This window comes from Cupriavidus sp. GW821-FHT07C08, assembly GCF_059419025.1.
On record NZ_JBWKQZ010000029.1, the window covers coordinates 41,807 to 63,790 of the forward strand.

Genomic DNA, 21,984 nt, shown 5'->3' on the forward strand with positions numbered 1-21,984 from the left:
CTGGCGAAGGTCGCCAGCAGATTACATCTTCTTCGTCTTCACCTGATCAACCAGGTAATCCATGGTCTGGATCGCGCCCTGCTTGTTGCCGGCAATCGACGGAGAGGTCACGTACTTGCCCTGCACCACCACGGTCGGCACGCCGTCGATCTTGTAGGCGTCGGCGATCTTGTTGGCGCGCTGTGAGTTGGTGGTCACCGTGAACGAGTTGTAGGCGTCCAGGAAGGCCTTGCGGTCCACACCGTTCTTGGCCATGAAGTCGGCGATCTCGTTGGGGTCCGTCATGCGCTTGCGGTCCACGTGGATGGCGTTGAAGACCTTGGTGTGCATGGCGTCGAGCTTGCCGATGGCTTCCAGCGCATAGAAGATCTTGGTGTGCGGCAGCAGGTCGTCACGGAACGCGACCGGCACGCGCTTGAAGACCACGTTGCTGCCCTGCTTCTTGACCCAGGCTTCCAGATCCGGCTCGAAATCGTAGCAGTGCGGGCAGCCGTACCAGAAGAACTCGGTCACCTCGATCTTGCCCGCGGCGACCGGCTGGGCCGCCTTCAGGACCTGGTATTCCTTGCCCTCGGCGGGCGCCGCCCGGGACGGGGCGGACATCAGCAGGCCGCCCACGGCGGCGAACATGGCGAACAGTGCGGCGAGTTTTTTCATCTTGGTGCGGCCTTGCGGTTTGGACGATGAGCGTATGACAGCGGCGGCGGCGTCCGGTTCAGCGGAACGCCGGCCGCTTCTGGTGACAACGTGTTGCGGCGGTTACCGGCGATGACAGCCAGTGCCGCCGGCACGACCGGAATAACGCCTGACCCTGCGGTCCGGCTTACTGCTTGGTGAAGCGGATCACCGAGGCCTCGAAGCCGGACGACTGCAGCCGGTCGCGTGCCTTGTTCATGTCTTCGATGCGGTTGAACGGCCCCAGGCGCACCCGGTACATTTTGACGCCGTTGACATCGCGTTCGGTGATCCTGGCTTCGAAGCCCTGCATCGCCAGGTTGGCCTTCTGGCGGTCGGCGTCGTCCGACGAGCGGAACGCGCCCACCTGCAGCAGGTAGCCCACCTTGTTGGCATCGGCCTGGGCGATCTCGGCGATCGGGTCGGCCACCGGCTTCTCGGCCGGCTTGCTGGCGACGGGCTTGTCAGCCGGCTTCTCCACGGGCTTCTCCGCGGGCTTTTCCACCGGCTTCTCGGCCGGACGGGCGACGGCCACCGGGGGTTGCTGGCCGTTCTGGCCGGAACGGCCGTTCGGCTTCGGTTCCGGCTCGGGTGGCTGGCCCACCGGCTTGGCCGGGGTCTTGCTCCACAGCGGCTTGTTGGGGTCGCTCGGGCCCTCGTCGGCACGCTGGGCCGGCGGCGGCAGCTGGCTGGTGACATTGCCCGGCTCGCTCGGGCGCGGGGCACTCTTCTGCTGGAACGGGGTCGGCGACTTGGTGATGTACAGGGCGACCACCACGGCGATGGCCAGCCCGACGATCAGCCCGAGCACCAGGCCCAGGAACGTACCGCCGCGTTGCTGGTTGCGGCGGACATGGCGCGACTCGCGCTTGCGTTGCTGTTGCATGAAGTCCTCTTCGGTGATGCCGGGATTATAGGGCCAGCGCCGCCAACGGCAGCACTGGCATCGTCCCCGGGGCCGGACGGCCCCGTGCGTCCCGCGCGGGGGACGCCGGACGCCTGCTTACATGCGGCGCGGGGCGGACACGCCGATCACCGCCAGGCCGTTGCGCAGCACCTGGCGCGTGGCGGCCAGCAGCGCCAGCCGGGCGCGCTTGACGGCCTCGTCGTCCACCAGCACGCGGTCGGCGTTGTAGAAGGCGTGGAAGTCGCCGGCCAGGTCGCGCAGGTAGAAGGCGACCGCATGCGGCGCCAGCTCGGCGGCGGCGGCCGACAGCATGTCCGGGAACTCGGCCAGGCGCTGTCCCAGCGCCTGCGCCTGGGCGCTGGCCTCGGGGCCGGTCACGGCCGACAGGTCGGCGCCGGCCAGCTCGGCCAGGCGGGCTTCCCAGTCCGCGCCGCCCCACGACTCGAAGATCGAGCAGATGCGGGCATGGGCGTACTGCACGTAGTACACCGGGTTCTCGTCGCTCTGCTTGAGCGCGAGATCGACGTCGAACACGAACTCGGTATCGGCCTTGCGCGACAGCAGGAAGAAGCGCACCGCGTCGCGGCCACGGGTGAAGTGCGCGGGCCAGTCGGCCACGCCCGCATCCAGGCAGCCGCGGATGGTCTCGCAGGTGTCGTCCTGGCCGTTGGACCATTCGATCAGGTCGCGCACGGTGACATAGGAGCCGGCGCGCTTGGAGATCTTGACCTCCTCGCCGTTCTTCATCACCGTGACCATCTTGTGCAGCACGTAGTCGGGGTAGCCCTGCGGGATGCCCATGTCCAGACCCTGCAGGCCGGCGCGCACGCGCGCGATGGTGCCGTGGTGGTCGCTGCCTTGCACGTTGATGACCTTGGTGAAGCCACGCTCCCACTTGGTGGTGTGGTAGGCCACGTCCGGCACGAAGTACGTATAGGTGCCGTCGCTCTTCTTCATCACGCGGTCCTTGTCGTCGCCGTCGTCGGTGGTGCGCAGCCACAGCGCGCCCTCGCTCTCGTAGGTCTTGCCCTTGCCGATCAGCGACTGCACCGCGGCTTCGACGCGCCCGTCGCTGTACAGCGACGACTCCAGGTAATAGCGGTCGAACTTGACGCCGAAAGCCTGCAGGTCGATGTCCTGCTCGTTGCGCAGGTAGGTGACGGCAAACTTGCGGATCGAGTCGATGTCCTCGACGTTGCCCGACGCGGTCACGGGCTCGCCGTCCGATGCGCTGACAGTCTTGCCGGCCAGGAAGTCTGCGGCGATGTCGGCGATGTAGTCGCCGTTGTAGGCGGCCTCGGGCCAGCTGGCGTCGCCCGGCTTGAGGCCGCGCGCGCGCGCCTGCACCGACAGCGCGAGGGTCTGGATCTGCACGCCGGCGTCGTTGTAGTAGAACTCGCGGTGCACCTGGAAGCCCTGCCACGACAGCAGGTTGGCCAGCGCGTCGCCCAGCGCCGCCTGGCGGCCGTGGCCGACGTGCAGCGGGCCGGTCGGGTTGGCCGAGACGAACTCCACCAGTACCTGGCCGTGCACGCCGCGCTCGCGCGCACCGTAGTGGTCGCCCTCGGCCAGCACCGCGCGCAGCACGTCGGCCTTGGCGGCCGGGGTCAGGCGCAGGTTGATGAAGCCGGGGCCGGCAATCTCCATGGCCTGGACCAGGCCCTGCGCGCGCGCGTCGGCCTGCACGGCATCGACGATGCGCTGGGCCAACTCGCGCGGATTGCTCTTGAGCGCACGCGCGACCTGCATGGCGATGTTGCAGGCAAGGTCGCCGTGGGCGGCCACCTTGGGCCGCTCGAAGGTGACGGCGGGCAGGGTGGCATCGGCCGGGGCGAGCGCGCGCACCGCATCAGTGAACGCGGCGGCAAGATTAGAGGTCTGAACAGGCAGCATGGATGTCGGAAGCCCTGTGGGCAAGGTATTCAGGCGCAGCCCCTGGGGCAGCGCCGGCGCCCGGAATACGGCAAGTGACGGCAAAGCAACGCCGCGCCGCGTGACAGGCATGGGAATCGGGAACGCCGAATTTTATCAGGTGCTATGCTGACATCATGCGCGAGGATGGCCCCGGGCCACAATCCGGGGCCAAAATCAGCGAGACTTCCCGCCCCCGGGAACGCCCCCGCCTCTCCGTGAAAGGAAAACACATCATGCTGATCACCTTCAAATCCCACGCCGCGCAGGACCTGATCATGATGAAGGATCTGGCGATGACGCTGCTTGGCATCATCGGCAAGCGCCTCGGGGAACGAGGGGTGATCACCGTTGAAGAGCTTCCAACCGCGATCCACAAGCTGGAAGCCGCCGTCGCCGATGCCAAGACCCATCCCGCCAGCTCGGCCGTCGAAGCGGACACCGGCAAGGACGAAGACGAGGAAGAACCGCTGCACCTGGGCCAGCGCGCCTACCCGTTCCTGGACATGCTGCGTGCCTCCCAGCGTGAGGGCGCCAACGTGATGTGGGGGGTGTGACGGGAACAGAAACCCGGTTGCGTGCGGCACGGATGGCCGCGCGCCTCAAAAAAAAGCCCGGCACCGCAGTGGGCTGCCGGGCTTCCGGACGAGAATTCCGGAAAGGGGGAATCCCTTGCAGGACCCGCACGGCGTGCCAGGCGGATCCCCGTATTGGTGTGGTGGCTGGGGGGCGGGCCTAATCCTCCTCTGAATGGCGCCGGCCATTGGCCAGCAGCAGCCCGATCAGCGCTCCCACGGCCGCCGCGATCGCCACCGCCTTCAGCGGCGACTCGGCCACGCGGTGCTGGGCGTGTTCTACCGCACCATCCATGCGCTCGCGGGCGCGCATCATGCCGTCGGTGGTCTGGGCGCGCAGCCGTTGCGCCATGTCGGTGGCCCGCTCACGCAGGCGCTGCCCGGCGCGCATGCTCTCGGCAGAGCCCTCGCGCGCCAGCACTTCGATGGTGTGCTCCAGCTGGGCGATCAGCGCCTTGACTTCTCCGGATACCGGCGCTGCCGCATCGCGCGTGTCGCGCGCGGCATGCCTGATATGGCGGATGGCACTGTCGGCACTGTCGGACAGGTGGTTCAGTTCCTTCCTGACTTTCGGGTTCTGCGTCAGCATACGGTCTCCTCAGGTTCGGTCGGCGGTGGGGAAAAACGGCTCGCGGCCGGTGTCATCGCCCCCTGCGGACCAGTCCCATCACCGCGGCGACCAGCGCCACGACCAGGAAGATGAAGAACAGGATCTTGGCGATTTCCACGGCGCCGGCGGCAATCCCGCCGAAGCCGAAGATCGCGGCGATCAGGGCGATGACGAAAAATACGAGTGCATATTGCAGCATGGCTAGGCTCCCGAAGCGATCGGACCACGCCAGGCGCACTGGCTGGGCCCATGTGAGGGCTTGCGCCAAGGGGTGCAAGCTCATAGCCTCATCGTAGAAAGCCAGCCCGCGCACCAATACTGACAGCGAGCCGATTCCGCTGTCAGCCGAGTCCTACAAGCACCCGGACAACGCCCGCGCGGGCCCGGCTTCAAGGTTGACCCATGGCGATCGATGTGATTCCATGGGCGCTCCCTGGCGCTGCGGCGGGCGAGCGGCGCGCCCTCACTACACAGGAATTGCCCATGTTCAAGCAGTCCTTTATCCCCCACACGCTGCTGCTGGCGGGCGGCATCCTGCTGACGCTGGCGGTGCTGGTGGCGTCGGAAACCGGCAATATCCGCCTGCGCGAGAGCTATACCGACGTGATCCGCTCGCAGCGCGTGCAGACCGAGCTGGCGGCGCTCAACGGCGAGCTGGTCAATGCCGAGGCCGGCCAGCGCGGCTTCCTGCTGACCGGCAAGGAAAGCTACCTGGAGCCGTATTACAAGGCCCTGCCGCGCATCGCCGAGCTGATGGCGCAGATCCGCGCCGGCTATGCCCTCGATCCCGAAGGCCTGAAGCAGTTCGCCGACACCTCCAAGCTGGTCAACAGCAAGCTCAACGAGATGGCGCTGACGCTGGTGTATGGCAAGCGCGACCTGGAAGTGGCACTGGACCTGATCCGCACCGACTACGGCAAAGAGACCATGGACAACGCGCGCCGCGGCCTGGACCAGCTGCAGGCGCGCGAGGCCGGCGCGGTCTCGCACCGGCTGGAAGGTGCCGAGAACGACGTGCAGCTGTCGCGCTACGGCATCGGCCTGCTCACCGCCATCAATATCATCCTGATGATGGCGGTGGGCGTGGGCCACGCCAAGCGGCTGTCGATGGCCGAGGCGGTGCGCATCCAGCTGGAAGAGGAAAGCGTGCGGCTGGACCGCAAGGTGCGCGCCCGCACGCGCCAGCTGTCGGCGCTGGCCGCCCACCTGCAGCGCGTGACCGAGGACGAGAAGACACGCCTGGCGCGCGAGCTGCACGATGAGCTGGGCGCCATCCTGACCGCGATCAAGCTGGACCTGCACTGGGTGCGCCGCAAGGTGCAGGAGGACCATCCGGTGGCGGCGGAGCGCCTGACGCGCGTGATGCTGCACGTGGACCAGGGCATCCAGATCAAGCGCCGCCTGATCGAAGACCTGCGCCCCACGGTGCTGCTGAACCTGGGCCTGCGCGCGGCGGTCTGCCAGCTGGTCGAGGAAGTGGGGGGCCGCAATGACTGGGAGACCCATGTCAGCGTGCCAGAAGACCTGCCGCCGCTGCGCGACGAGGCCGCGATCGCGCTGTACCGGATCGTGCAGGAATCGCTGACCAACGCCAGCAAGTACTCTGAAGCCAAACACATCGATGTCAGCCTGGCCTGCCAGGACAACCTGCTGACGCTGACCGTGCGCGACGACGGCAAGGGACTGCCGGCGGACTTCGACGCCGGCAGCACCGCCGGCCACCACGGGCTGCTGGGCATGGAGCAGCGCGTCACCGCGCTGGGCGGCAGCATGCAGATCGATTCCTCGGCGCAGGCGGGCGTGCGCATCCGCATCGAGGTGCCGCTGACGGACGCTGTGCTGGCGCCGGCAGAGGAGCCGGAAAACCAGGAGCCGGCGCGCGCCTGACGCGCACCGGCAGGCAGGGAATGATGAGGGAACGAGGTGCTGGCCCGGCTCAGGGCGCCGTTGCCGCGTGCTCCTCGATCACGCGGAACACCTGCTCGAGCTCGAGCGACTTGTCGAAGAAATAGTCCGCGCCGGCCTCGGCGCACTGGCGGCGATACATGCTGACCTGGGCGTGGTTGGTGTAGACGATGCGCACCGCGCCGGTGCCGTTGCGCTGCATCGCGCGCAGCACATTGATGCCGTTGCCCTGGCGCAGCTGCAGGTCGACGATGACCACATCGTACTTGCTGGCGGCGAGCAGCCGCAGCGCCATGGCTTCGGTATCGGCCCAGTCCACGTTCTCGATGAACGGGAAATCCTTCAGGTATTCGAGCAGCATGCCTCGCAGGACCGCCGAGTCTTCAATCAGCAGTATGCTCAGCGCCCGGTAGGAAGTGTTCGAAGCCTGCTCCGACATGTTATGTATTGCTGGTCCTCGTCCGGTGCCGCCCATCTCGGGATGTTATTCGACCAGGCCGTTCTTGATGGCGTAATAGGTCAGGTCAGCGTTGGTCTTCATGCCCATTTTCTCGAGAATGCGGGAACGATAGGTACTGACGGTCTTGACGCTGAGAAACAGTTCGTCGGCAATCACCGACACCGACTGCCCCCGCGACAGCTTGCAGAAAATCTGGAACTCGCGCTCCGACAGCATCTGGTGCACCGGCTGCTCGGTCGGCTTGTCGAGCCCGCCGATCAGCAGGTCCGCCACGGTGGCGCTCACGTAGCGGCGGCCCTGGGCCACCGTGCGGATGGCCTTGACCAGGTCGTCCGGGGCGCTTTCCTTGGTCAGGTAGCCAGAAGCGCCGGCACGGATCAGGTTGATCGCGTACTGGTCTTCCGGGTAGGTGGACAGGATCAGGACCGGCAATTCGGGCTTGCGCTGACGGATCAGCTTGAGCACGTCGATGCCGTTGCGGTCGGGCATCGAGATGTCCAGGACCAGGACATCGAACTCGGCATCGCGCAACTGCGCCATGACCTGGTCGCCGCTTCCGGCCTCGCCTGTCACCTGGATGTCGGGCTCTTCAGAAAGGAACTGGCGCAGCCCGGCACGCACAATCTCGTGATCATCAGCGATCAGGACGCGGATCATGTGGGCTCCACTGGGTTGAACAGACCGGCACATTGCCCGGTGCAGTCGGGTGCAGGCGGAACCGCTTGCGTTGATGTCATTGTAGTGCCGGGCGCGGGCGCGGGCTGTCAGTGTCAGGCTGACATTGGGCGGGGCCAGCCCCCACAAGGCACACTGATCGCGCACAAAAGCAAAGCGGGACGGATGTGATCCGTCCCGCTTTGCTGCGGCGCGTCAGTGCTGAAACTTCCTGGAGGGCCCTGGCGCCGCCGGCACCGGCACGAGGCTAGTTGCCAATGGCCAGTGACTGTGGATTAGCGCAGCAGCACGTTACTGCGCCTTGGCACCTGCGTCAGCACCGGCGCTGACGCCCACGCTCGCGTCGGTCTTGGCCTTCTTGGTCGACTTGGCGGTGTGCTTGCCATGCTTGGCCTTGCTGCCGGCGTCTGCCGCGGCGCCGCCGGTGGCGTCGGCAGCGGTGCCGGCACTCTTGTCGACCGCCGCGCCGGCGGTGGACAGGCCCTTGTCAGCCGCGGAACCTGCTGCCGACAGGCCCTTGCTGGTCGCCGCGCCCGCGGTCGACAGACCCTTTTCGGCCGCGCCTGCGGCACCCGTGGCGGCGCTGCCGGCAGTGTTCAGGCCGCCCTGCGCTGCAGCGGCGGGAGAGGGTGTGGTCACCGATGCGCCGACGTCGGCCTTCGTGCCAACGGAAACGCCGGTGCCTTGGGCCATGGCCAGCGAGGAAGCGGCGGCGATCGACAGAGCGGACAGGGAGAGCAGCAGTTTCTTCATGGACAGACTCCTTTCAGGATGCCCCGCGGCGAAACATTCGCCGCGGTGATCACGCTGGTGATTGCGTGTATCGAGCCCTCAGTCTAGGGAGCCGGACCGCGCCGGTCTGTGAGGAGTTGAAAGGCTCTGTAAGGAGTTGTGAGGCGCCTGGCACATCGCCCCGGCACGGCTTTGCCGGCCGCCTGCAGTGGTTTTCCCTGTTGCATCAACGGGCTGGCGGCGGGGCCATGGCGCCGCCCCTGCCGCCCTGCCGTCGCACCCGGTTACAGGTTGGGCGCCAGCGCGCGCTCCAGCATGGCGCGGTCCTCGTGGCGGCGCGCCGCCATGTCGTCGAGCTGGTCCTGGCCGATCTTGCCGATGGTGAAGTAGGTCGACTGCGGATGCGCCAGGTAGAAGCCGCTCACCGATGCGGCCGGCGTCATCGCCAGCGACTCGGTGATGCCCATGCCGATCTCGGGCGCGTCGAGGAACTCGAACATCGGGCCCTTGACGGTGTGCTCCGGGCACGCCGGATAGCCAGGCGCCGGGCGGATGCCGCGGTACGACTCGGCGATCAGCTGCTCGTTGGTGAGCTGCTCGCCGGCGTCATAGCCCCACAAGTCCTTGCGCACGCGTTCGTGCAGGCACTCGGCAAAGCCTTCGGCGAAGCGGTCGGCCAGCGCCTTGAGCATGATCGCGCTGTAGTCGTCATGGTCGGCTTCGAACTGCGCTTCCTTCTTCTCCACGCCCAGGCCCGCGGTCACGGCGAACAGGCCGACGTAATCGACAATGCCGCTGTCCTTCGGTGCCACGAAGTCCGCCAGGCAACGGTTGGGGCGGCGCACGCCATCCACCACCGGACGCTCGCTCTGCTGGCGCAGGTTGTGCCAGGTCAGCGCGACCTTGCTGCGGGTCTCGTCGGTGTAGATCTCGATATCGTCATCGTTAACGGTATTGGCCGGCAGCAGCGCGATCACGCCGTTGGCGGTCAGCCAGCGGCCCTGGATCACGCGCGACAACATCGCCTTGCCGTCCGAGAACACCTTGCGCGCCGACTCGCCGACGATCTCGTCGTTGAGGATGTCGGGGTATTTGCCGGCCAGGTCCCAGGTCTGGAAGAACGGGCCCCAGTCGATGTAGTTGGCCAGTTCCGCCAGGTCGTAGTTGCGGAACACGCGCCGGCCGATGAACTTGGGCCTGGGCGGCACGTAGCTGCTCCAGTCGATCGGGGTCTTGTTGGCCCGCGCCTGCGCCAGCGTCACCATCGGCGTGGCCTTCTTGTTGGCGTGCTGGGTGCGGATGCGGTCGTAATCGGTCTTCAGATCGTCCAGGTACTTGGCCGCGCCTTCATCCGACAGCAGGCTCGACGCCACGCTGACCGAGCGCGAGGCATCCGGCACGTACACCACCGGGCCTTCGTAGTTGGGCGCGATCTTGACCGCGGTATGCACGCGCGAGGTGGTGGCGCCGCCGATCAGCAGCGGGATCTTCTTCACGCGGAAGTAGTCGTCGCGCTGCATCTCCGAGGCGACATAAGCCATCTCTTCAAGCGACGGCGTGATCAGGCCCGACAACCCGACGATGTCCGCGCCCTCGACCTTGGCCTTGGCCAGGATCTCGTTGCACGGGACCATCACGCCCATGTTGACCACTTCGAAGTTATTGCACTGGAGCACCACCGACACGATGTTCTTGCCGATGTCGTGCACGTCGCCCTTCACGGTGGCGATCACGATCTTGCCGCGCGCCTTGACGTCGCCGCCGGCCTCGGCCAGCAGGCGCTTTTCTTCCTCGATGTAGGGCAGCAGGTGTGCCACCGCCTGCTTCATCACGCGCGCGCTCTTGACCACCTGCGGCAGGAACATCTTGCCCGCGCCGAACAGGTCGCCGACGATGTTCATGCCATCCATCAGCGGGCCTTCGATCACCTCGATCGGGCGGCCGCCGCGCGCCTCGACCTGCTGGCGGACCTCTTCGGTGTCTTCGACGATGAAGGTGGTGATGCCATGCACCAGAGCGTGCGCCAGGCGCTCGCCCACCGGCACCGGCTGCTCGGGCGTGCCGCGCCAGGCGAGGTTTTCTTCCTTCTTCGCGCCGCCGCCCTTGAAGCGGTCCGCGATCTCCAGCAGGCGGTCGGTGGAATCTTCGCGGCGGTTCAGGACCACGTCTTCCACGCGCTCGCGCAGCTCGGGGTCGAGCTGGTCATACACGCCGAGCTGGCCGGCATTGACGATGCCCATGTCCATGCCCGCGCCGATGGCGTGGTACAGGAACACGGTGTGGATCGCCTCGCGCACCGAGTCGTTGCCGCGGAACGAGAACGAGACGTTGGACACGCCGCCGCTGACCTTGGCGTACGGCAGGTTCTGCTTGATCCAGCGCGTGGCCTCGATGAAATCCACCGCGTAGTTGTTGTGCTCCTCGATGCCGGTCGCGACCGCGAAGATGTTCGGGTCGAAGATGATGTCTTCCGGCGGGAAGCCGACTTCATTGACCAGGATGTCGTAACTGCGCTTGCAGATCTCGGTCTTGCGCTGGAAGGTGTCGGCCTGGCCTTTCTCGTCGAAGGCCATCACCACCGAGGCGGCGCCATAGCGGCGGATCAGCGCGGCGTGGTGGCGGAACTGTTCCTCGCCCTCCTTGAGCGAGATCGAGTTGACCACTGGCTTGCCCTGCACGCACTGCAGGCCGGCCTCGATCACTTCCCACTTGGACGAGTCGATCATGATCGGCACACGCGCAATGTCCGGCTCGGAGGCGATCAGGTTCAGGAAGCGAACCATGGCGGCCTTCGAGTCCAGCATGGCCTCGTCCATGTTGATGTCGATGATCTGCGCGCCGTTCTCGACCTGCTGGCGGGCCACCACCAGGGCCTCGTCGAACTGGCCGTTCAGGATCATGCGCGCGAAGGCCTTGGAGCCGGTCACGTTGGTGCGCTCGCCGACGTTGACAAACAGCGTGTCGTCGTCGATGGTGAAGGGCTCGAGGCCGGACAGGCGCATCGGGCGCGGGGGCAGTTGGTTGTCGCTCATGTTGTCAGGCTCCGGCTCAGGCGGCGTCGCGGTACTGGCCGGGCCAGGTGCGGGGTTTCTTGTCGGCCACGCGCTCGGCGATGGCGGCGATATGCTCGGGGGTGGTGCCGCAGCAGCCGCCCACCAGGTTCACCAGGCCGGAAGCGGCGAATTCTTCCACCAGCGACGAAGTGACTTCCGGCGTTTCGTCGAAGCCGGTGTCGCTCATCGGGTTCGGCAAACCCGCGTTGGGGTAGCACGACACCGCGGCATCGCACACCTTGGCCAGTTCGGCGATATAGGGGCGCATCAGCGTCGCGCCAAGCGCGCAGTTCAGACCGATCGTGATCGGCCGGGCGTGGCGCAGGCTGTTCCAGAACGCTTCCACGGTCTGGCCCGACAGGATCCGGCCCGAGGCATCGGTCACGGTGCCGGAGATCATCACCGGCAGGCGCTCGCCGGTGTCCTCGAACAGCTGGTCGATGGCGAACAGCGCCGCCTTGGCATTGAGCGTGTCGAAGATGGTCTCGACCAGGAACACGTCGGCGCCGCCTTCCAGCAGGCCCTTGCCCTGCTCGTAGTAGGAATCACGCAGCTCTTCGAAGGTCACGTTGCGCGCGCCCGGGTCGTTCACGTCGGGCGAGATGCTGGCGGTCTTGGGCGTCGGGCCGAAGGCGCCGGCGACAAAGCGCGGCTTCTCCGGCGTGCTGTACTTGTCGCAGGCGGCACGCGCCAGGCGCGCGGCCTCGACGTTCATCTCGTATGCCAGGTCCGCCATCTTGTAGTCTTCCTGCGCCACGCGCGTGGCACCGAAGGTGTTGGTCTCGATCAGGTCGGCGCCGGCGGCCAGGTACTGCTCATGGATCTCGCTGATGACCTGCGGGCGCGTCAGCAGCAGCAGTTCGTTGTTGCCCTTGACGTCCACCTTGTGTTCCGCGAAGCGCGCGCCGCGGTAGTCAGCCTCGGTCAGCTTGTAGCGCTGGATCATGGTGCCCATGGCGCCATCCAGGATCAGGATGCGTTCTTGCAGCAGCCGGGGCAACTCGGCAGCCCGGGTGTAGGGGCGCGGCGCGGCCGCGGTGGATTCAGGGGCACTCATGGCGGGGACTCTGGAAAGGCGGGCCTGCGGCGTATCCATGGCTGGATCGGCGCCGGGCCGCTGCTGTGGCCGATGCTGGCCAAAGAGGGACGATTTTATCAGGTGTATCAAGGCCTTGCGGCTGTCCGCGGTGGTCCGCGGTTGCCTGTCCGGCCCGGTGGCGCCTACACTGAGAGACGTAACCGTCACCGCCCCGGGGCGCTTCGCGCGGCCCCCTTCCTTGACCGACATGCAACATCTCTCCCCCGCCGACGCCCAGGACCTGCTGGCGCAATCGCCCGAGACGCTCTTTATCGACTGCCGCAGCGAGATGGAATACCTGTTCGTCGGCCATCCCAAGGGCGCGCACAACGTCCCCTGGAACGATGGCCCGGACTGGGAGGTCAACCCGCATTTCGTGCAGATGGTGAAGAAGCTGGCGGGCCAGGCGTCGGCGCGGCCGGTGCTGCTGATCTGCCGCAGCGGTAACCGCTCGTCGGCGGCGGCGCGGGCACTGGAGGGCGCGGGCTTCTCCAACGTCCAGTTCGTGCTGCACGGCTTCGAGGGCGACCTCGATGCGCAGCGCCACCGCAACACGGTCAACGGCTGGCGCCATGACGGGCTGCCGTGGGAACAGTACTGAGCACGGCCCGCAGCGCCCGCCACCAACAAAAACGCCCGCCGAAGCGGGCGTGATCGTTCCAGGCAAAGCCGCTCAGTGCATCACCAGCGGGTGCATCATCACATTGTCGAACTTGCCGAGAAAATCGTCGACTTCCTCCACGGATGGCTCGCTTTCAATCAGGCGTTTGACGTCGGCGCGGAAGCTCTCGGCCAGATGGCCGCCGAGGAAGATTTCGCGCTTCAGGTTCTTGTCAACGATTTCATAGCCACCAAACTCAAGCGGCGCCTGATCGACATCCGCACCAAATTCCACGATGCAGTAGTTGTCGCTGTTGTAGATCATTTGCATGGCACACCTCCTGGGCGTCATGGATGGGCGGCATGCCCTTGTGGTTCTTGCCTCAGTTGATGCCTTGAGGGGGCGCCGCGGCTTTACCTCCAAACTTGGGGTGACCGGCGGGAAATCAAGTTATTGGTACGGGTCACCTCATTGCCACGATTTTCTGCCTTACATGAATTGGGCATCGGCCAATGCAACAAGTTTCTTGAGCCTTCCACATCAGTGTGTTGCTTGTCACGGAACGTCGCACTGCCCCCCGCATGCGGCATTCCCAAGAAAGGCGTCCAGCGCGGCGTGGAAGCGCTCGGGCTGCTCCACGTGCACCAGGTGCGCCGCTTGCGGCACTACCTCGAGCCTGGCTCCGGGGATGGCCGCGGCGATGCTCTGTGCCATCGCCACGGTTGCGCCCTGGTCCTGCTCGCCCGCTACTACCAGCGTAGGACAATGAATGCGGGAAAGCGCGCCGGCGAGGTCAAAAGCCATGATCGCCTCGGCCACACCCACATATCCACGTACCGGCGTGCCCACCAGCCTGTCGCGAATGCGCGACACCTGGTCGCGATGCGCCTCATGGAAGGCCGGCGTCAGCCAGCGCCCGAGGGTGGCATCGGCCATGCCGGCCATGCCATGGGCCTCGGCCTGGCCGATACGGTTGTGCCACATCGGGTGCGCCTCCATCGGGGTCTGGCTGTTGGTGGCCACCAGCGCCAGCGACAACAGCCGTTCGGGATGGCGCAGCCCCATGGTCTGCCCGATCATGCCGCCCACGGAAATCCCGCAGAAATGCGCCTGGGGGATCTGCAGCGCGTCCATCACCGCGACCACGTCGTCGGCCAGCCGCGTCATGGTGTAGGGCCCGAGCGGGGCGTCGCTGGCGCCGTGGCCGCGCATGTCAGGGCGCACCACGCGATAGCGGCCCGCCAGGTGCTGCGCGGTGGCGTCCCACAGCGTGTGGTCGGCAGCCAGGGCGTGGGCCAGGATCACCCAGGGCCCGTCCGCCCCGTCCACGCGCACGTGCAGGTCTGCGCCTTCGGCGTGGATGCGGTGGGTTTCGACTGGTGGCGTGGCAACGGTCATGGCTGGGCTCCTTTCGGTTGGATGATGCGTCGGGAGGCGCGCGCCGCGGCCCTACTGCCCTTCCTTGCCGCGGTACACCAGGTCGATCTGGGTGCCGTCGGGCTCGGTCTGGCGCAGACGCACCGGCATCCAGCCCAGCGACTGCGCCAGCCACAGCTCGACGCGGCGCCGGTCATTGGCACGGCGCTGCAGCCGCACAAAGTGCTTTGCGCGTATCACGCCGCGGCCGGTGTCGATCTCGTCCTCTCCAACATACTGCACTTGCATGGGTTCCACATCCCGCGTGTCGGCCACAAGGAACGTTTCCGTCACTCCCGGGGTGACATATCGCTGGGGATTGCCGCGCACCAGCCCCACCAGCTGCAGGAATACGCTGAAGCGGTCCTGCGCGCCGGGCGGGAACTGGGCCTGCGTGCCCGAGGCCAGCACTGCGGTGCCGGCCGCGGCATCGAAACGCGAGGACTCGGTCTTGTTACGGCGGCGTTCTTCGTAGCGTTCCGGCAACAGCCCCTGCACGGCCATCGTGCCGCCGCTCTGGAAGGCAAAGCGGAACCACAACACGCGGGTTTCGACCGCCAGCCGGTAGCGGCTGCCGTCCTGCTCCCAGCGGATCAGGCCGTCGGGGTTCTGCACGCCGTTGACGAAGCTGGCGTAGTGCATCGTCGCCGACGGCGGCGGGTCGTAGCGCACGCCATCGACGCCGCCCTGCGGGCCGCCGGATGGCGCGGCGGCAGGGGTGGCAGGCTTGGCCGCGCTGCCTTCGCCGCCGCTGCCCGAAGCCATTTCGGTCGCGCCCTGCGGGCTGGTGGCGAGCGCGGGAGCGGGGGCTTCCTGCGGCTCGGCTTCCGGGGCCGGCTCGGCCGGCCTGGGCTGCGGGCGCGGGCGCGGCACCGGCCGCGGCGCGGGCGGGGCTGGCGGCCTGGGCGGCGGCAGCAGCACCGCTTCCAGCGTGGGCGTGCTGCTGACATCCATCGGGATCAGCGGCCCCGGCATGCGCACAAAGCCCACCACGGCCAGCACGTGGACCAGCAGCACCAGGGCGATCACGATGATCCAGCGCCGCCGGCGCCAGACGCGGGGATCCGCGCCGGGCCGGGCGTGGAGACTAGGATTGGCCGGTTTCTCCGGCCGGGGTGGCTGCACCAAGGTAGCCAAGTTCCGATGAGAGCTGTTGGGCGATGTCACGGATGCGACGATCCATCGTACCGCCCCATTCTGCATCGAATATGCTTTGCGCGCCCAGTACGATCAGCCCCATGGCCAGGTGGCCGTTGGCGTTGAACACCGGCATCGAGAACGCATTGATGCCCGGCAGCACGCCGCCGAGCGTGCGCGCGGCGCCATGCGCGCGCACCTCGGCGCAGATCGCGTCGTAGTCGGCCAGTGAGCGCGGCATGTCGGGCACGCCGTCATTGCCGCGCGCGCCCAGCTCGCGCTCGATCAGCGGCAGGGTCTGCTTGCGCGGCAGGTAGGCGCCGTAGAGCCGCCCGGTGGCGGAGTTCAGCATCGGCATCACGTCGCCCAGGCGCAGGCTGACGGTGACGGGATGGCTGGATTCCTCCCAGTGCACCACGGTGGGACCGTGGTTGCCCCACACGGCAATGCCGGCGGTCAGGTCCAGTTCATCGCGCAGCTGCGACAGGATCGGGCGCGCCTTCTTGACCGGATCGAGACGGTTCAGCCCGGCCAGGCCCAGCTGCAGCGCGAACGGGCCCAGGTCATAGCGCCCGCTGACGGGGTCCTGCGCCACGGCGCCCAGCCGCATGAAGCTGACCAGGTAGCGATGGGCCTTGGCCGGGTTCATGCCAGCGGCGGCGGCCAGGTCGCGCAGCATCATCGCGCGCGGCGACACCGCCAGCGCCTGCAGCAGCCTGAAGCCCACCTCGATGGACTGGATGCCGGAACGCAGCTTGGTGTCTTCTTCTTCGATCTCTGACATGCGGCGGATGGTTGGCTATCCCCGGGGGCGGGGGAAATTCGTAGGTAAATTTACTATAGCGAAATCGATTTACCAATTTTTAAGCCATCGGTAGACTTTCCTCGCAACAGACTTGGCCGGCGGCGTGCCCCTCGTGCAAGCCCGCCCGAACCGGGCCCTTTTTAACACGGAGACAACCGATGCGCCCCCTTGGCTACTTTCGCCCCGCCCTCGCCGCATTGACGGCCGCTACCCTGTTTGCCGCCCTGTTTACCGCCAGCGCCCCCGCGCGCGCCGACGACTGGCCGTCGCAGCCGATCCGCTGGGTCGTGCCCTATCCCGCCGGCGGCGGCACCGACGTGGTGGCGCGCACCGTGGCCCAGGCCATCACCCCGGGGCTGGGCAAGCAGATCGTGATCGACAACCGCCCCGGTGCGGCCACCATCGTCGGCGCCGATGCGGTGGCGCATGCCAAGCCCGACGGCTACACCGTGCTGACCGCCGACACCGCCACGCTGGCCGCCAATCCGTCGCTGTACAAGAAGCTGCCGTACAACCCGGACAAGGACTTTGTCTACATCGGCCAGCTTGCGCGCTTCCCGCTGGTGCTGGTGGCCAATCCCAACTTCCCGGCGCGCACGCTCAAGGAAGTGGTCGAGTACGCGCAGAAGAACCCCGGCAAGGTCAATTTCGCCTCGCCGGGCGCGGGCAGCCCGCACCACCTGGCGATGGAACTGTTCATGGACCAGACCCGGGTCAAGATGACGCACGTGCCCTACAAGGGCGCGGCGCCGGCGGTGCAGGACCTGCTCGCGGGCCAGGTCGACCTGATGTTCCTGGACCTGGCCTCGGGCCAGCAGAATGTGCAGGCCGGCAAGCTGCGCGCGCTCGGCGTGGCCACGCCCAAGCGCCTTGCCGTGCTGCCCAGCGTGCCGACCGTGGCCGAGGGCGGCGTGGCCGGCTTCGAGGCTTACGCCTGGCAAGGCATGGTGGCGCCGGCCGGTACGCCCAAGGCCGTGGTCACGCGCCTGAACGCCGAGCTGGTCAAGGCGCTGAAGACGCCCGAGGTGCAGAAGAAGCTGGAAGGCGTGGGCGTGGAGGCGGTCTACAGCACGCCCGAGGAATTCGCCAGCTACGCGCGCGCCGAGGGCGAGCGCTGGGGCAAGCTGATCAAGGCCAAGGGCATCACCGTCGACTGACTGGCGCGCGGGCGGGCCACGGTAGACTAGTGGCCATTGCGCCTGCCCCGCGGGCGTCTCCGATCCCTACCGTACTGCATCCATGAAACTCGCAACCCTGAAGGACGGTTCGCGCGACGGCCAGCTGGTGGTCGTGTCGCGCGACCTGAAGACTGCCCACTACGCCACCGACATCGCCGGCAAGCTGCAGACCGTGCTGGACGACTGGCCGTTCTACGCGCCGCAGCTGCAGGACCTGTACGACGCGCTCAACGCCGGCCGCGCGCGCCACCCCTTCCCGTTCGCCCCCAAGGACTGCATGGCGCCGCTGCCGCGCGCCTACCAGTGGGCTGACGGCTCGGCCTATGTCAACCACGTCGAGCTGGTGCGCAAGGCGCGCGGTGCCGAGATGCCGCCCGAGTTCTGGACCGACCCGCTGATGTACCAGGGCGGCTCGGACGATTTCGTCGGTCCGCAGGACGATATCGTCTGCGCCAGTGAGGCGTTTGGCATCGACTTCGAGGCCGAGGTGGCCGTGATCACCGGCGACGTGAGGATGGGCGCCACGCCCGAGCAGGCCGGCGACGCCATCCGCCTGGTGATGCTGGCCAACGATCTCTCGCTGCGCAACCTGATCCCGGCCGAGCTGGGCAAGGGCTTCGGCTTCTTCCAGAGCAAGCCGGCCACGGCGTTCTCGCCGGTGGCGGTGACGCCCGACGAACTCGGCGAGGCCTGGCGCGAGCGCAAGGTGCACCTGCCGATGACCGTGCACTGGAACAGCAAGAAGGTGGGCCAGCCCGACTGCGGCACCGACATGGTGTTCGACTTCGGCCAGCTGATCGCCCATATCTGCAAGACCCGCAACGTGCGCGCCGGCAGCATCGTGGGCTCGGGCACGATCTCCAATGTCGACCGCAAGAAGGGCTACTGCTGCATCGCCGAGAAGCGCATGCTGGAAACCATCGATGAGGGCAAGCCCGTGACCGAGTTCATGAAGTTCGGCGACGCGGTCAAGATCGAGATGTTCGACGCGCAGGGCCATTCGGTCTTCGGCGCGATCGACCAGCTGGTGGCAGCGGCCTGACGTACGTTGGGGCCGCGGGGTGCGGCGGCGAGCCGGATATGCATATAATTAACCGACCGATCGGTTGGCAAATCAACGATGCATGCGGCGCGCCGCTAACCCCGTACCTCCCAGGCCCCCAATGACTACCCCCACCGCTGACTCCACCCCCCTCTCCCCCCGTTACGAGCGCTATCGCGCACTGACGCTGCGCCGCCACGGCCCCATCCTCGAAATCATCATGGGCGCGGCCCAGTCGGCCAACCAGAAGCTGGCCACGGCCGACGCCAACATGCACCGCGAGCTGGCCGAGATCTGGCGCGACGTCTCAGCCGACCCCGAGGTGCGCGTGGCGCTGATCCGCGGCGAGGGCAAGGGCTTCTCGGCCGGCGGCGACCTGGCCCTGGTCGAGGACATGGCCAACGATTTCGAGACCCGCACCCGCGTCTGGCATGAGGCGCGCGACCTGGTCTACAACGTCATCAACTGCGACAAGCCGGTGGTCTCCGCCATGCACGGCCCCGCCGTCGGCGCCGGGCTGGTGGCCGGCCTGCTGGCCGATATCTCGATCGCGGCCAGGACCGCGCGCATCGTCGACGGCCATACCCGGCTGGGCGTGGCCGCGGGCGACCATGCCGCCATCGTGTGGCCGCTGCTGTGCGGAATGGCCAAGGCCAAGTACTATCTGATGCTGTGCGAGTCGGTCAGCGGCGAGGAAGCCGAGCGGATCGGCCTGGTCTCGCTGGCGGTGGAAGAGGACGAACTGGTGGCGCGCGCGTTCGAGGTGGCCAACCGGCTGGCGGCCGGGTCGCAGACCGCGATCCGCTGGACCAAGTATGCCCTCAACAACTGGCTGCGCATGGCCGGCCCCGCCTTCGATACCTCGCTGGCGCTTGAATTCATGGGCTTTGCCGGCCCCGACGTGCACGAAGGCGTGGCGAGCCTGCGCCAAAAGCGGCCGCCACAGTTCAGGTAAAGACGACGCAGCCGCCGGCCCGACGGGCCCTCCTGGCCAATCCCGGGGCTGCGCCGCACACGGAGCGCTCGACCATGTTCGGACAGATTCCCGATTTCACCAACAGCTTTGACTTCATGCGCCGGCTGTGGGGCAGCGGCAGCGGCATGCCCGCCGGCCTGATGCCCGGCCTGCAGGCGATGACGCCGCCGATGGACCTCGACGACCTCGACAAGCGCATTGCCGACCTGAAGGCCGTGGAGAGCTGGCTGCAGTTGAACACCAACCTGCTGCGCACCACCATCCAGGGCCTGGAAGTGCAGCGCGCCACGCTGGTGGCGCTGCAGACCTTCGGCAACGCGCTATCGCCCGACGCCATGCAGTCCGCGATGGAAAACGTCGCACGCGCGGCCAACACGCCCAGCGCCACGGCGCCGGAGCGCGCCGCCGGCGCGGATGCCGGCAGCGGTGCGCAACCGGAGCCGCCTGCCGCCGAGCAGCCGCAGGCTGCGGCAAGCGACACCGATTCCGCCTTGCCCCCCAACGCCGCGCTGTGGTGGGACCTGCTGCAACAGCAGTTCAACCAGATCGCCAGCAGCGCCGCCGCGGCCAGCATCGCCCCGTTCGGCATGGGCGGCTTCGGTGCCGCGGCCGGCCCCGAAGCCGCAGCGCAAGCGGCTGGTGCAAAGCCGAAGACGGCCGCGCCCGGCAAGGGCGCCTCCGCCGGCACGGGCAAGCCTGCCGCCAGGAAGGCACCGGCAAAGAAGGCACCGGCCAAGAAGGCAGCCAAGGCAAAGCCGGCCAAGGACGCGGGCAACGGCGATGACAATGGCAAGAACGGAGGCAACAACGGCGGCGGCGGCCACGGCCCCAACGGCAGCAGCGCAGCCTGACAGCCAAAAACTCCCGACAATTCGCCACGCCAACGCAATGCACCGCGAGTCCTTCCCGGCCCCCCACCCCGCGCTGCAATCCGGACCCAACCCCGCCGCCACCGCGCTGATCATGATGGGCGGCGGCGCGCGCGCCGCCTACCAGGCGGGCGTGCTGAGCGGGCTGGCACGCATTGCCGCGCGGCACGGCAAGGGCCATGGCGCGATGCCCTTCGGCATCATCGCCGGAACCTCGGCAGGCGCGGTCAACGGCGCCGGGCTGGCGATCCAGGCGGGGGACTTCCAGGCCGCCACACAGAGCCTGGCGGCGCTGTGGCACAGCATCCATGCCGACGACGTCTACCGCACCGACGTGCTGCGCGTGGGAATTTCGGGCGCGCGCTGGCTGTCGACGCTGGCGCTGGGCTGGGCCACGCAGCGGCGCGCGCCCCGCGCCCTGTTCGACAACACCCCGCTGGGCAGCATGCTGGGCGAGCTGTTCGAGCCCGAGCGCGTGCAGGCCAGCCTGGACAGCGGTGCGCTGCAGGCCTTCGCGGTCACCGCGCTGTCCTACAGCACCGGGCGCCACGTGACCTTCTACCAGTCGCACCACCGCATCCATCCGTGGCACCGCAGCCAGCGTATTGCGATCCCGGCGCAGATCACGGTGGACCACCTGCTGGCATCCGCGTCGATCCCGTTCCTGTTCCCGGCGATGCCGCTGGAGCTGGACGGCCACCATGAGTGGTTCGGCGACGGCACCATGCGGCAGATGTCGCCGCTGTCGCCGGCGATCCACCTGGGCGCGTCGCGCGTGCTGGCGATCGGCGCGGCCTCGCGCCAGCGCTCGGGCTGGTACGACACCGTGCCGGCCGGCGGCTACCCGTCGCTGGCGCAGGTGGGCGGGCAGGCGCTGGCCAGCATCTTCCTGGACGGGCTCAACGCCGACCTGGAGCGGCTGCTGCATATCAACCGCTTGCTGGCGCGCATGCCGGAGCTGGCCGGCGACCGCGAGGGCTGGCGCCCGGTGCAGGTGATGACGATCGCCCCCAGCGAGCCGATCGAAGCCATTGCCGCCGAGCACCAGAAGCAGCTGCCGCGCACGGTGCGCGCCCTGCTGGCGCCACTGGGCGGCACCGAGGCGCGCGGCGCCGCCTTTGCCAGCTACCTGCTGTTCGAACCCGCCTTCACCCAGGCCCTGATGGCGCTGGGCGAGCGCGACGCCGAGGCCCAGGCGGACGAGCTCGCGGCGTTCCTGTTCGGCATCGTCCCGGGCACGCCACCGGCCGCGCTGCCGGCGGGCGAGCGCGCGCTTTCGCCCTGAGCACCCGCCAGCACATGGCGTGCGGCCAGGCGCCGCGGCTGGCACATTGACGTGTCAGTGTTGCGCTGATCGCCCGCAATATGCAGCCGGCTGC

The 21,984-nt window shown here is 67.7% G+C and carries 22 protein-coding genes; 8 read left to right on the top strand and 14 right to left on the bottom strand.

Features of this window, described 5'->3' with window-relative positions; translation table 11 throughout:
* Positions 1 to 21: 21 nt before the first annotated feature.
* The 3 genes from AC07UK_RS29135 to argS form a co-directional block, all read right to left on the bottom strand.
* Complete coding sequence (locus tag AC07UK_RS29135) at positions 22 to 657, bottom strand: thiol:disulfide interchange protein DsbA/DsbL (protein WP_114133801.1); 636 nt, start codon at positions 655 to 657, stop codon at positions 22 to 24.
* Positions 658 to 823: 166 nt separating this feature from the next.
* Positions 824 to 1,561 carry an SPOR domain-containing protein gene (locus AC07UK_RS29140; RefSeq protein WP_114133800.1) on the bottom strand — a complete coding sequence of 246 codons (738 nt, stop codon included), beginning with the start codon at positions 1,559 to 1,561 and terminating at the stop codon, positions 824 to 826.
* Between the two features lie 117 nt (positions 1,562 to 1,678).
* A complete protein-coding gene (gene argS, locus AC07UK_RS29145; RefSeq protein ID WP_494686954.1) occupies positions 1,679 to 3,475 on the bottom strand; it encodes an arginine--tRNA ligase in 1,797 nt (598 codons plus the stop codon).
* Positions 3,476 to 3,729: 254 nt separating this feature from the next.
* Here argS and AC07UK_RS29150 point away from each other — a divergent pair, with 254 nt between their 5' ends.
* Complete coding sequence (locus AC07UK_RS29150; RefSeq protein WP_013955243.1) at positions 3,730 to 4,050, top strand: DUF1840 domain-containing protein; 321 nt, start codon at positions 3,730 to 3,732, stop codon at positions 4,048 to 4,050.
* A gap of 178 nt (positions 4,051 to 4,228) precedes the next feature.
* Here the strand turns inward: AC07UK_RS29150 and AC07UK_RS29155 are convergent, their stop codons facing one another.
* A complete protein-coding gene (locus tag AC07UK_RS29155) occupies positions 4,229 to 4,657 on the bottom strand; it encodes a DUF883 family protein (protein ID WP_494686953.1) in 429 nt (142 codons plus the stop codon).
* Positions 4,658 to 4,709: 52 nt separating this feature from the next.
* Positions 4,710 to 4,877 carry a DUF1328 domain-containing protein gene (locus AC07UK_RS29160; protein ID WP_010812883.1) on the bottom strand — a complete coding sequence of 56 codons (168 nt, stop codon included), beginning with the start codon at positions 4,875 to 4,877 and terminating at the stop codon, positions 4,710 to 4,712.
* Positions 4,878 to 5,161: 284 nt separating this feature from the next.
* On the opposite strand from AC07UK_RS29160, the gene AC07UK_RS29165 reads away from it, so the two are divergent.
* Positions 5,162 to 6,565 (top strand): sensor histidine kinase, encoded by a 1,404-nt coding sequence (locus AC07UK_RS29165; RefSeq protein ID WP_494686952.1) that lies wholly within the window; start codon positions 5,162 to 5,164, stop codon positions 6,563 to 6,565.
* A gap of 49 nt (positions 6,566 to 6,614) precedes the next feature.
* On the opposite strand, the gene AC07UK_RS29170 is transcribed toward AC07UK_RS29165, so the two are convergent.
* The 5 genes from AC07UK_RS29170 to AC07UK_RS29190 form a co-directional block, all read right to left on the bottom strand.
* Positions 6,615 to 7,022, bottom strand: a complete 408-nt coding sequence (locus AC07UK_RS29170) for a response regulator (protein WP_494686951.1) — start codon at positions 7,020 to 7,022, stop codon at positions 6,615 to 6,617.
* A gap of 45 nt (positions 7,023 to 7,067) precedes the next feature.
* Positions 7,068 to 7,700, bottom strand: a complete 633-nt coding sequence (locus AC07UK_RS29175; protein WP_013955238.1) for a response regulator — start codon at positions 7,698 to 7,700, stop codon at positions 7,068 to 7,070.
* 309 nt (positions 7,701 to 8,009) lie between these two features.
* Positions 8,010 to 8,471 (bottom strand): hypothetical protein, encoded by a 462-nt coding sequence (locus tag AC07UK_RS29180; RefSeq protein ID WP_436220593.1) that lies wholly within the window; start codon positions 8,469 to 8,471, stop codon positions 8,010 to 8,012.
* 263 nt (positions 8,472 to 8,734) lie between these two features.
* The gene (gene metH, locus AC07UK_RS29185; protein ID WP_494686950.1) at positions 8,735 to 11,482 is read right to left on the bottom strand and encodes a methionine synthase; all 2,748 of its coding nucleotides are present in this window, start codon (positions 11,480 to 11,482) and stop codon (positions 8,735 to 8,737) included.
* Between the two features lie 16 nt (positions 11,483 to 11,498).
* Positions 11,499 to 12,560 carry a homocysteine S-methyltransferase family protein gene (locus AC07UK_RS29190; protein ID WP_436220591.1) on the bottom strand — a complete coding sequence of 354 codons (1,062 nt, stop codon included), beginning with the start codon at positions 12,558 to 12,560 and terminating at the stop codon, positions 11,499 to 11,501.
* A 229-nt stretch (positions 12,561 to 12,789) separates the two neighbouring features.
* Between AC07UK_RS29190 and AC07UK_RS29195 the strand changes: the two genes are divergently transcribed.
* Positions 12,790 to 13,182 carry a rhodanese-like domain-containing protein gene (locus AC07UK_RS29195; RefSeq protein ID WP_010812890.1) on the top strand — a complete coding sequence of 131 codons (393 nt, stop codon included), beginning with the start codon at positions 12,790 to 12,792 and terminating at the stop codon, positions 13,180 to 13,182.
* Positions 13,183 to 13,254: 72 nt separating this feature from the next.
* Here the strand turns inward: AC07UK_RS29195 and AC07UK_RS29200 are convergent, their stop codons facing one another.
* From AC07UK_RS29200 to AC07UK_RS29215, 4 genes are all read right to left on the bottom strand, one after another.
* Positions 13,255 to 13,512 (bottom strand): BTH_I0359 family protein, encoded by a 258-nt coding sequence (locus AC07UK_RS29200; protein ID WP_010812891.1) that lies wholly within the window; start codon positions 13,510 to 13,512, stop codon positions 13,255 to 13,257.
* Between the two features lie 225 nt (positions 13,513 to 13,737).
* Entirely contained in the window at positions 13,738 to 14,580 is an 843-nt protein-coding gene (locus AC07UK_RS29205; RefSeq protein ID WP_436220590.1) for an alpha/beta fold hydrolase, read from the bottom strand.
* A gap of 51 nt (positions 14,581 to 14,631) precedes the next feature.
* Complete coding sequence (locus AC07UK_RS29210) at positions 14,632 to 15,627, bottom strand: DUF3108 domain-containing protein (protein ID WP_436220589.1); 996 nt, start codon at positions 15,625 to 15,627, stop codon at positions 14,632 to 14,634.
* Between the two features lie 58 nt (positions 15,628 to 15,685).
* A complete protein-coding gene (locus AC07UK_RS29215) occupies positions 15,686 to 16,519 on the bottom strand; it encodes an IclR family transcriptional regulator (protein WP_153956614.1) in 834 nt (277 codons plus the stop codon).
* A 179-nt stretch (positions 16,520 to 16,698) separates the two neighbouring features.
* Between AC07UK_RS29215 and AC07UK_RS29220 the strand changes: the two genes are divergently transcribed.
* The 5 genes from AC07UK_RS29220 to AC07UK_RS29240 all read left to right on the top strand — a co-directional run bounded on the left by AC07UK_RS29220 (position 16,699) and on the right by AC07UK_RS29240 (position 21,890).
* Positions 16,699 to 17,697: a Bug family tripartite tricarboxylate transporter substrate binding protein gene (locus AC07UK_RS29220; RefSeq protein ID WP_494686949.1), complete on the top strand. Its 999-nt coding sequence runs from the start codon at positions 16,699 to 16,701 to the stop codon at positions 17,695 to 17,697.
* 82 nt (positions 17,698 to 17,779) lie between these two features.
* A complete protein-coding gene (locus AC07UK_RS29225; protein WP_494686948.1) occupies positions 17,780 to 18,760 on the top strand; it encodes a fumarylacetoacetate hydrolase family protein in 981 nt (326 codons plus the stop codon).
* A 121-nt stretch (positions 18,761 to 18,881) separates the two neighbouring features.
* The gene (locus AC07UK_RS29230) at positions 18,882 to 19,715 is read left to right on the top strand and encodes an enoyl-CoA hydratase/isomerase family protein (protein WP_013955229.1); all 834 of its coding nucleotides are present in this window, start codon (positions 18,882 to 18,884) and stop codon (positions 19,713 to 19,715) included.
* A gap of 74 nt (positions 19,716 to 19,789) precedes the next feature.
* Positions 19,790 to 20,587 (top strand): polyhydroxybutyrate granule multifunctional regulator PhaM, encoded by a 798-nt coding sequence (gene phaM, locus AC07UK_RS29235; protein WP_436220586.1) that lies wholly within the window; start codon positions 19,790 to 19,792, stop codon positions 20,585 to 20,587.
* Between the two features lie 37 nt (positions 20,588 to 20,624).
* Complete coding sequence (locus tag AC07UK_RS29240) at positions 20,625 to 21,890, top strand: patatin-like phospholipase family protein (protein WP_436220585.1); 1,266 nt, start codon at positions 20,625 to 20,627, stop codon at positions 21,888 to 21,890.
* The last annotated feature ends 94 nt before the right edge of the window (positions 21,891 to 21,984 follow it).

What these genes read in the sequence shown, in the direction of transcription:
- AC07UK_RS29215 (WP_153956614.1), bottom strand. Translation starts at nt 16,519, where the DNA reads ATGTCAGAGATCGAAGAAGAAGACACCAAGCTGCGTTCCGGCATCCAG.
- AC07UK_RS29225 (WP_494686948.1), top strand. Translation starts at nt 17,780, where the DNA reads ATGAAACTCGCAACCCTGAAGGACGGTTCGCGCGACGGCCAGCTGGTG.
- AC07UK_RS29190 (WP_436220591.1), bottom strand. Translation starts at nt 12,560, where the DNA reads ATGAGTGCCCCTGAATCCACCGCGGCCGCGCCGCGCCCCTACACCCGG.
- AC07UK_RS29200 (WP_010812891.1), bottom strand. Translation starts at nt 13,512, where the DNA reads ATGCAAATGATCTACAACAGCGACAACTACTGCATCGTGGAATTTGGT.
- metH (WP_494686950.1), bottom strand. Translation starts at nt 11,482, where the DNA reads ATGAGCGACAACCAACTGCCCCCGCGCCCGATGCGCCTGTCCGGCCTC.
- AC07UK_RS29180 (WP_436220593.1), bottom strand. Translation starts at nt 8,471, where the DNA reads ATGAAGAAACTGCTGCTCTCCCTGTCCGCTCTGTCGATCGCCGCCGCT.
- AC07UK_RS29175 (WP_013955238.1), bottom strand. Translation starts at nt 7,700, where the DNA reads ATGATCCGCGTCCTGATCGCTGATGATCACGAGATTGTGCGTGCCGGG.
- AC07UK_RS29140 (WP_114133800.1), bottom strand. Translation starts at nt 1,561, where the DNA reads ATGCAACAGCAACGCAAGCGCGAGTCGCGCCATGTCCGCCGCAACCAG.
- AC07UK_RS29220 (WP_494686949.1), top strand. Translation starts at nt 16,699, where the DNA reads ATGCGCCCCCTTGGCTACTTTCGCCCCGCCCTCGCCGCATTGACGGCC.
- phaM (WP_436220586.1), top strand. Translation starts at nt 19,790, where the DNA reads ATGTTCGGACAGATTCCCGATTTCACCAACAGCTTTGACTTCATGCGC.
- AC07UK_RS29135 (WP_114133801.1), bottom strand. Translation starts at nt 657, where the DNA reads ATGAAAAAACTCGCCGCACTGTTCGCCATGTTCGCCGCCGTGGGCGGC.
- AC07UK_RS29165 (WP_494686952.1), top strand. Translation starts at nt 5,162, where the DNA reads ATGTTCAAGCAGTCCTTTATCCCCCACACGCTGCTGCTGGCGGGCGGC.
- AC07UK_RS29195 (WP_010812890.1), top strand. Translation starts at nt 12,790, where the DNA reads ATGCAACATCTCTCCCCCGCCGACGCCCAGGACCTGCTGGCGCAATCG.
- AC07UK_RS29155 (WP_494686953.1), bottom strand. Translation starts at nt 4,657, where the DNA reads ATGCTGACGCAGAACCCGAAAGTCAGGAAGGAACTGAACCACCTGTCC.
- argS (WP_494686954.1), bottom strand. Translation starts at nt 3,475, where the DNA reads ATGCTGCCTGTTCAGACCTCTAATCTTGCCGCCGCGTTCACTGATGCG.
- AC07UK_RS29150 (WP_013955243.1), top strand. Translation starts at nt 3,730, where the DNA reads ATGCTGATCACCTTCAAATCCCACGCCGCGCAGGACCTGATCATGATG.
- AC07UK_RS29205 (WP_436220590.1), bottom strand. Translation starts at nt 14,580, where the DNA reads ATGACCGTTGCCACGCCACCAGTCGAAACCCACCGCATCCACGCCGAA.
- AC07UK_RS29170 (WP_494686951.1), bottom strand. Translation starts at nt 7,022, where the DNA reads ATGTCGGAGCAGGCTTCGAACACTTCCTACCGGGCGCTGAGCATACTG.
- AC07UK_RS29240 (WP_436220585.1), top strand. Translation starts at nt 20,625, where the DNA reads ATGCACCGCGAGTCCTTCCCGGCCCCCCACCCCGCGCTGCAATCCGGA.
- AC07UK_RS29230 (WP_013955229.1), top strand. Translation starts at nt 18,882, where the DNA reads ATGACTACCCCCACCGCTGACTCCACCCCCCTCTCCCCCCGTTACGAG.
- AC07UK_RS29160 (WP_010812883.1), bottom strand. Translation starts at nt 4,877, where the DNA reads ATGCTGCAATATGCACTCGTATTTTTCGTCATCGCCCTGATCGCCGCG.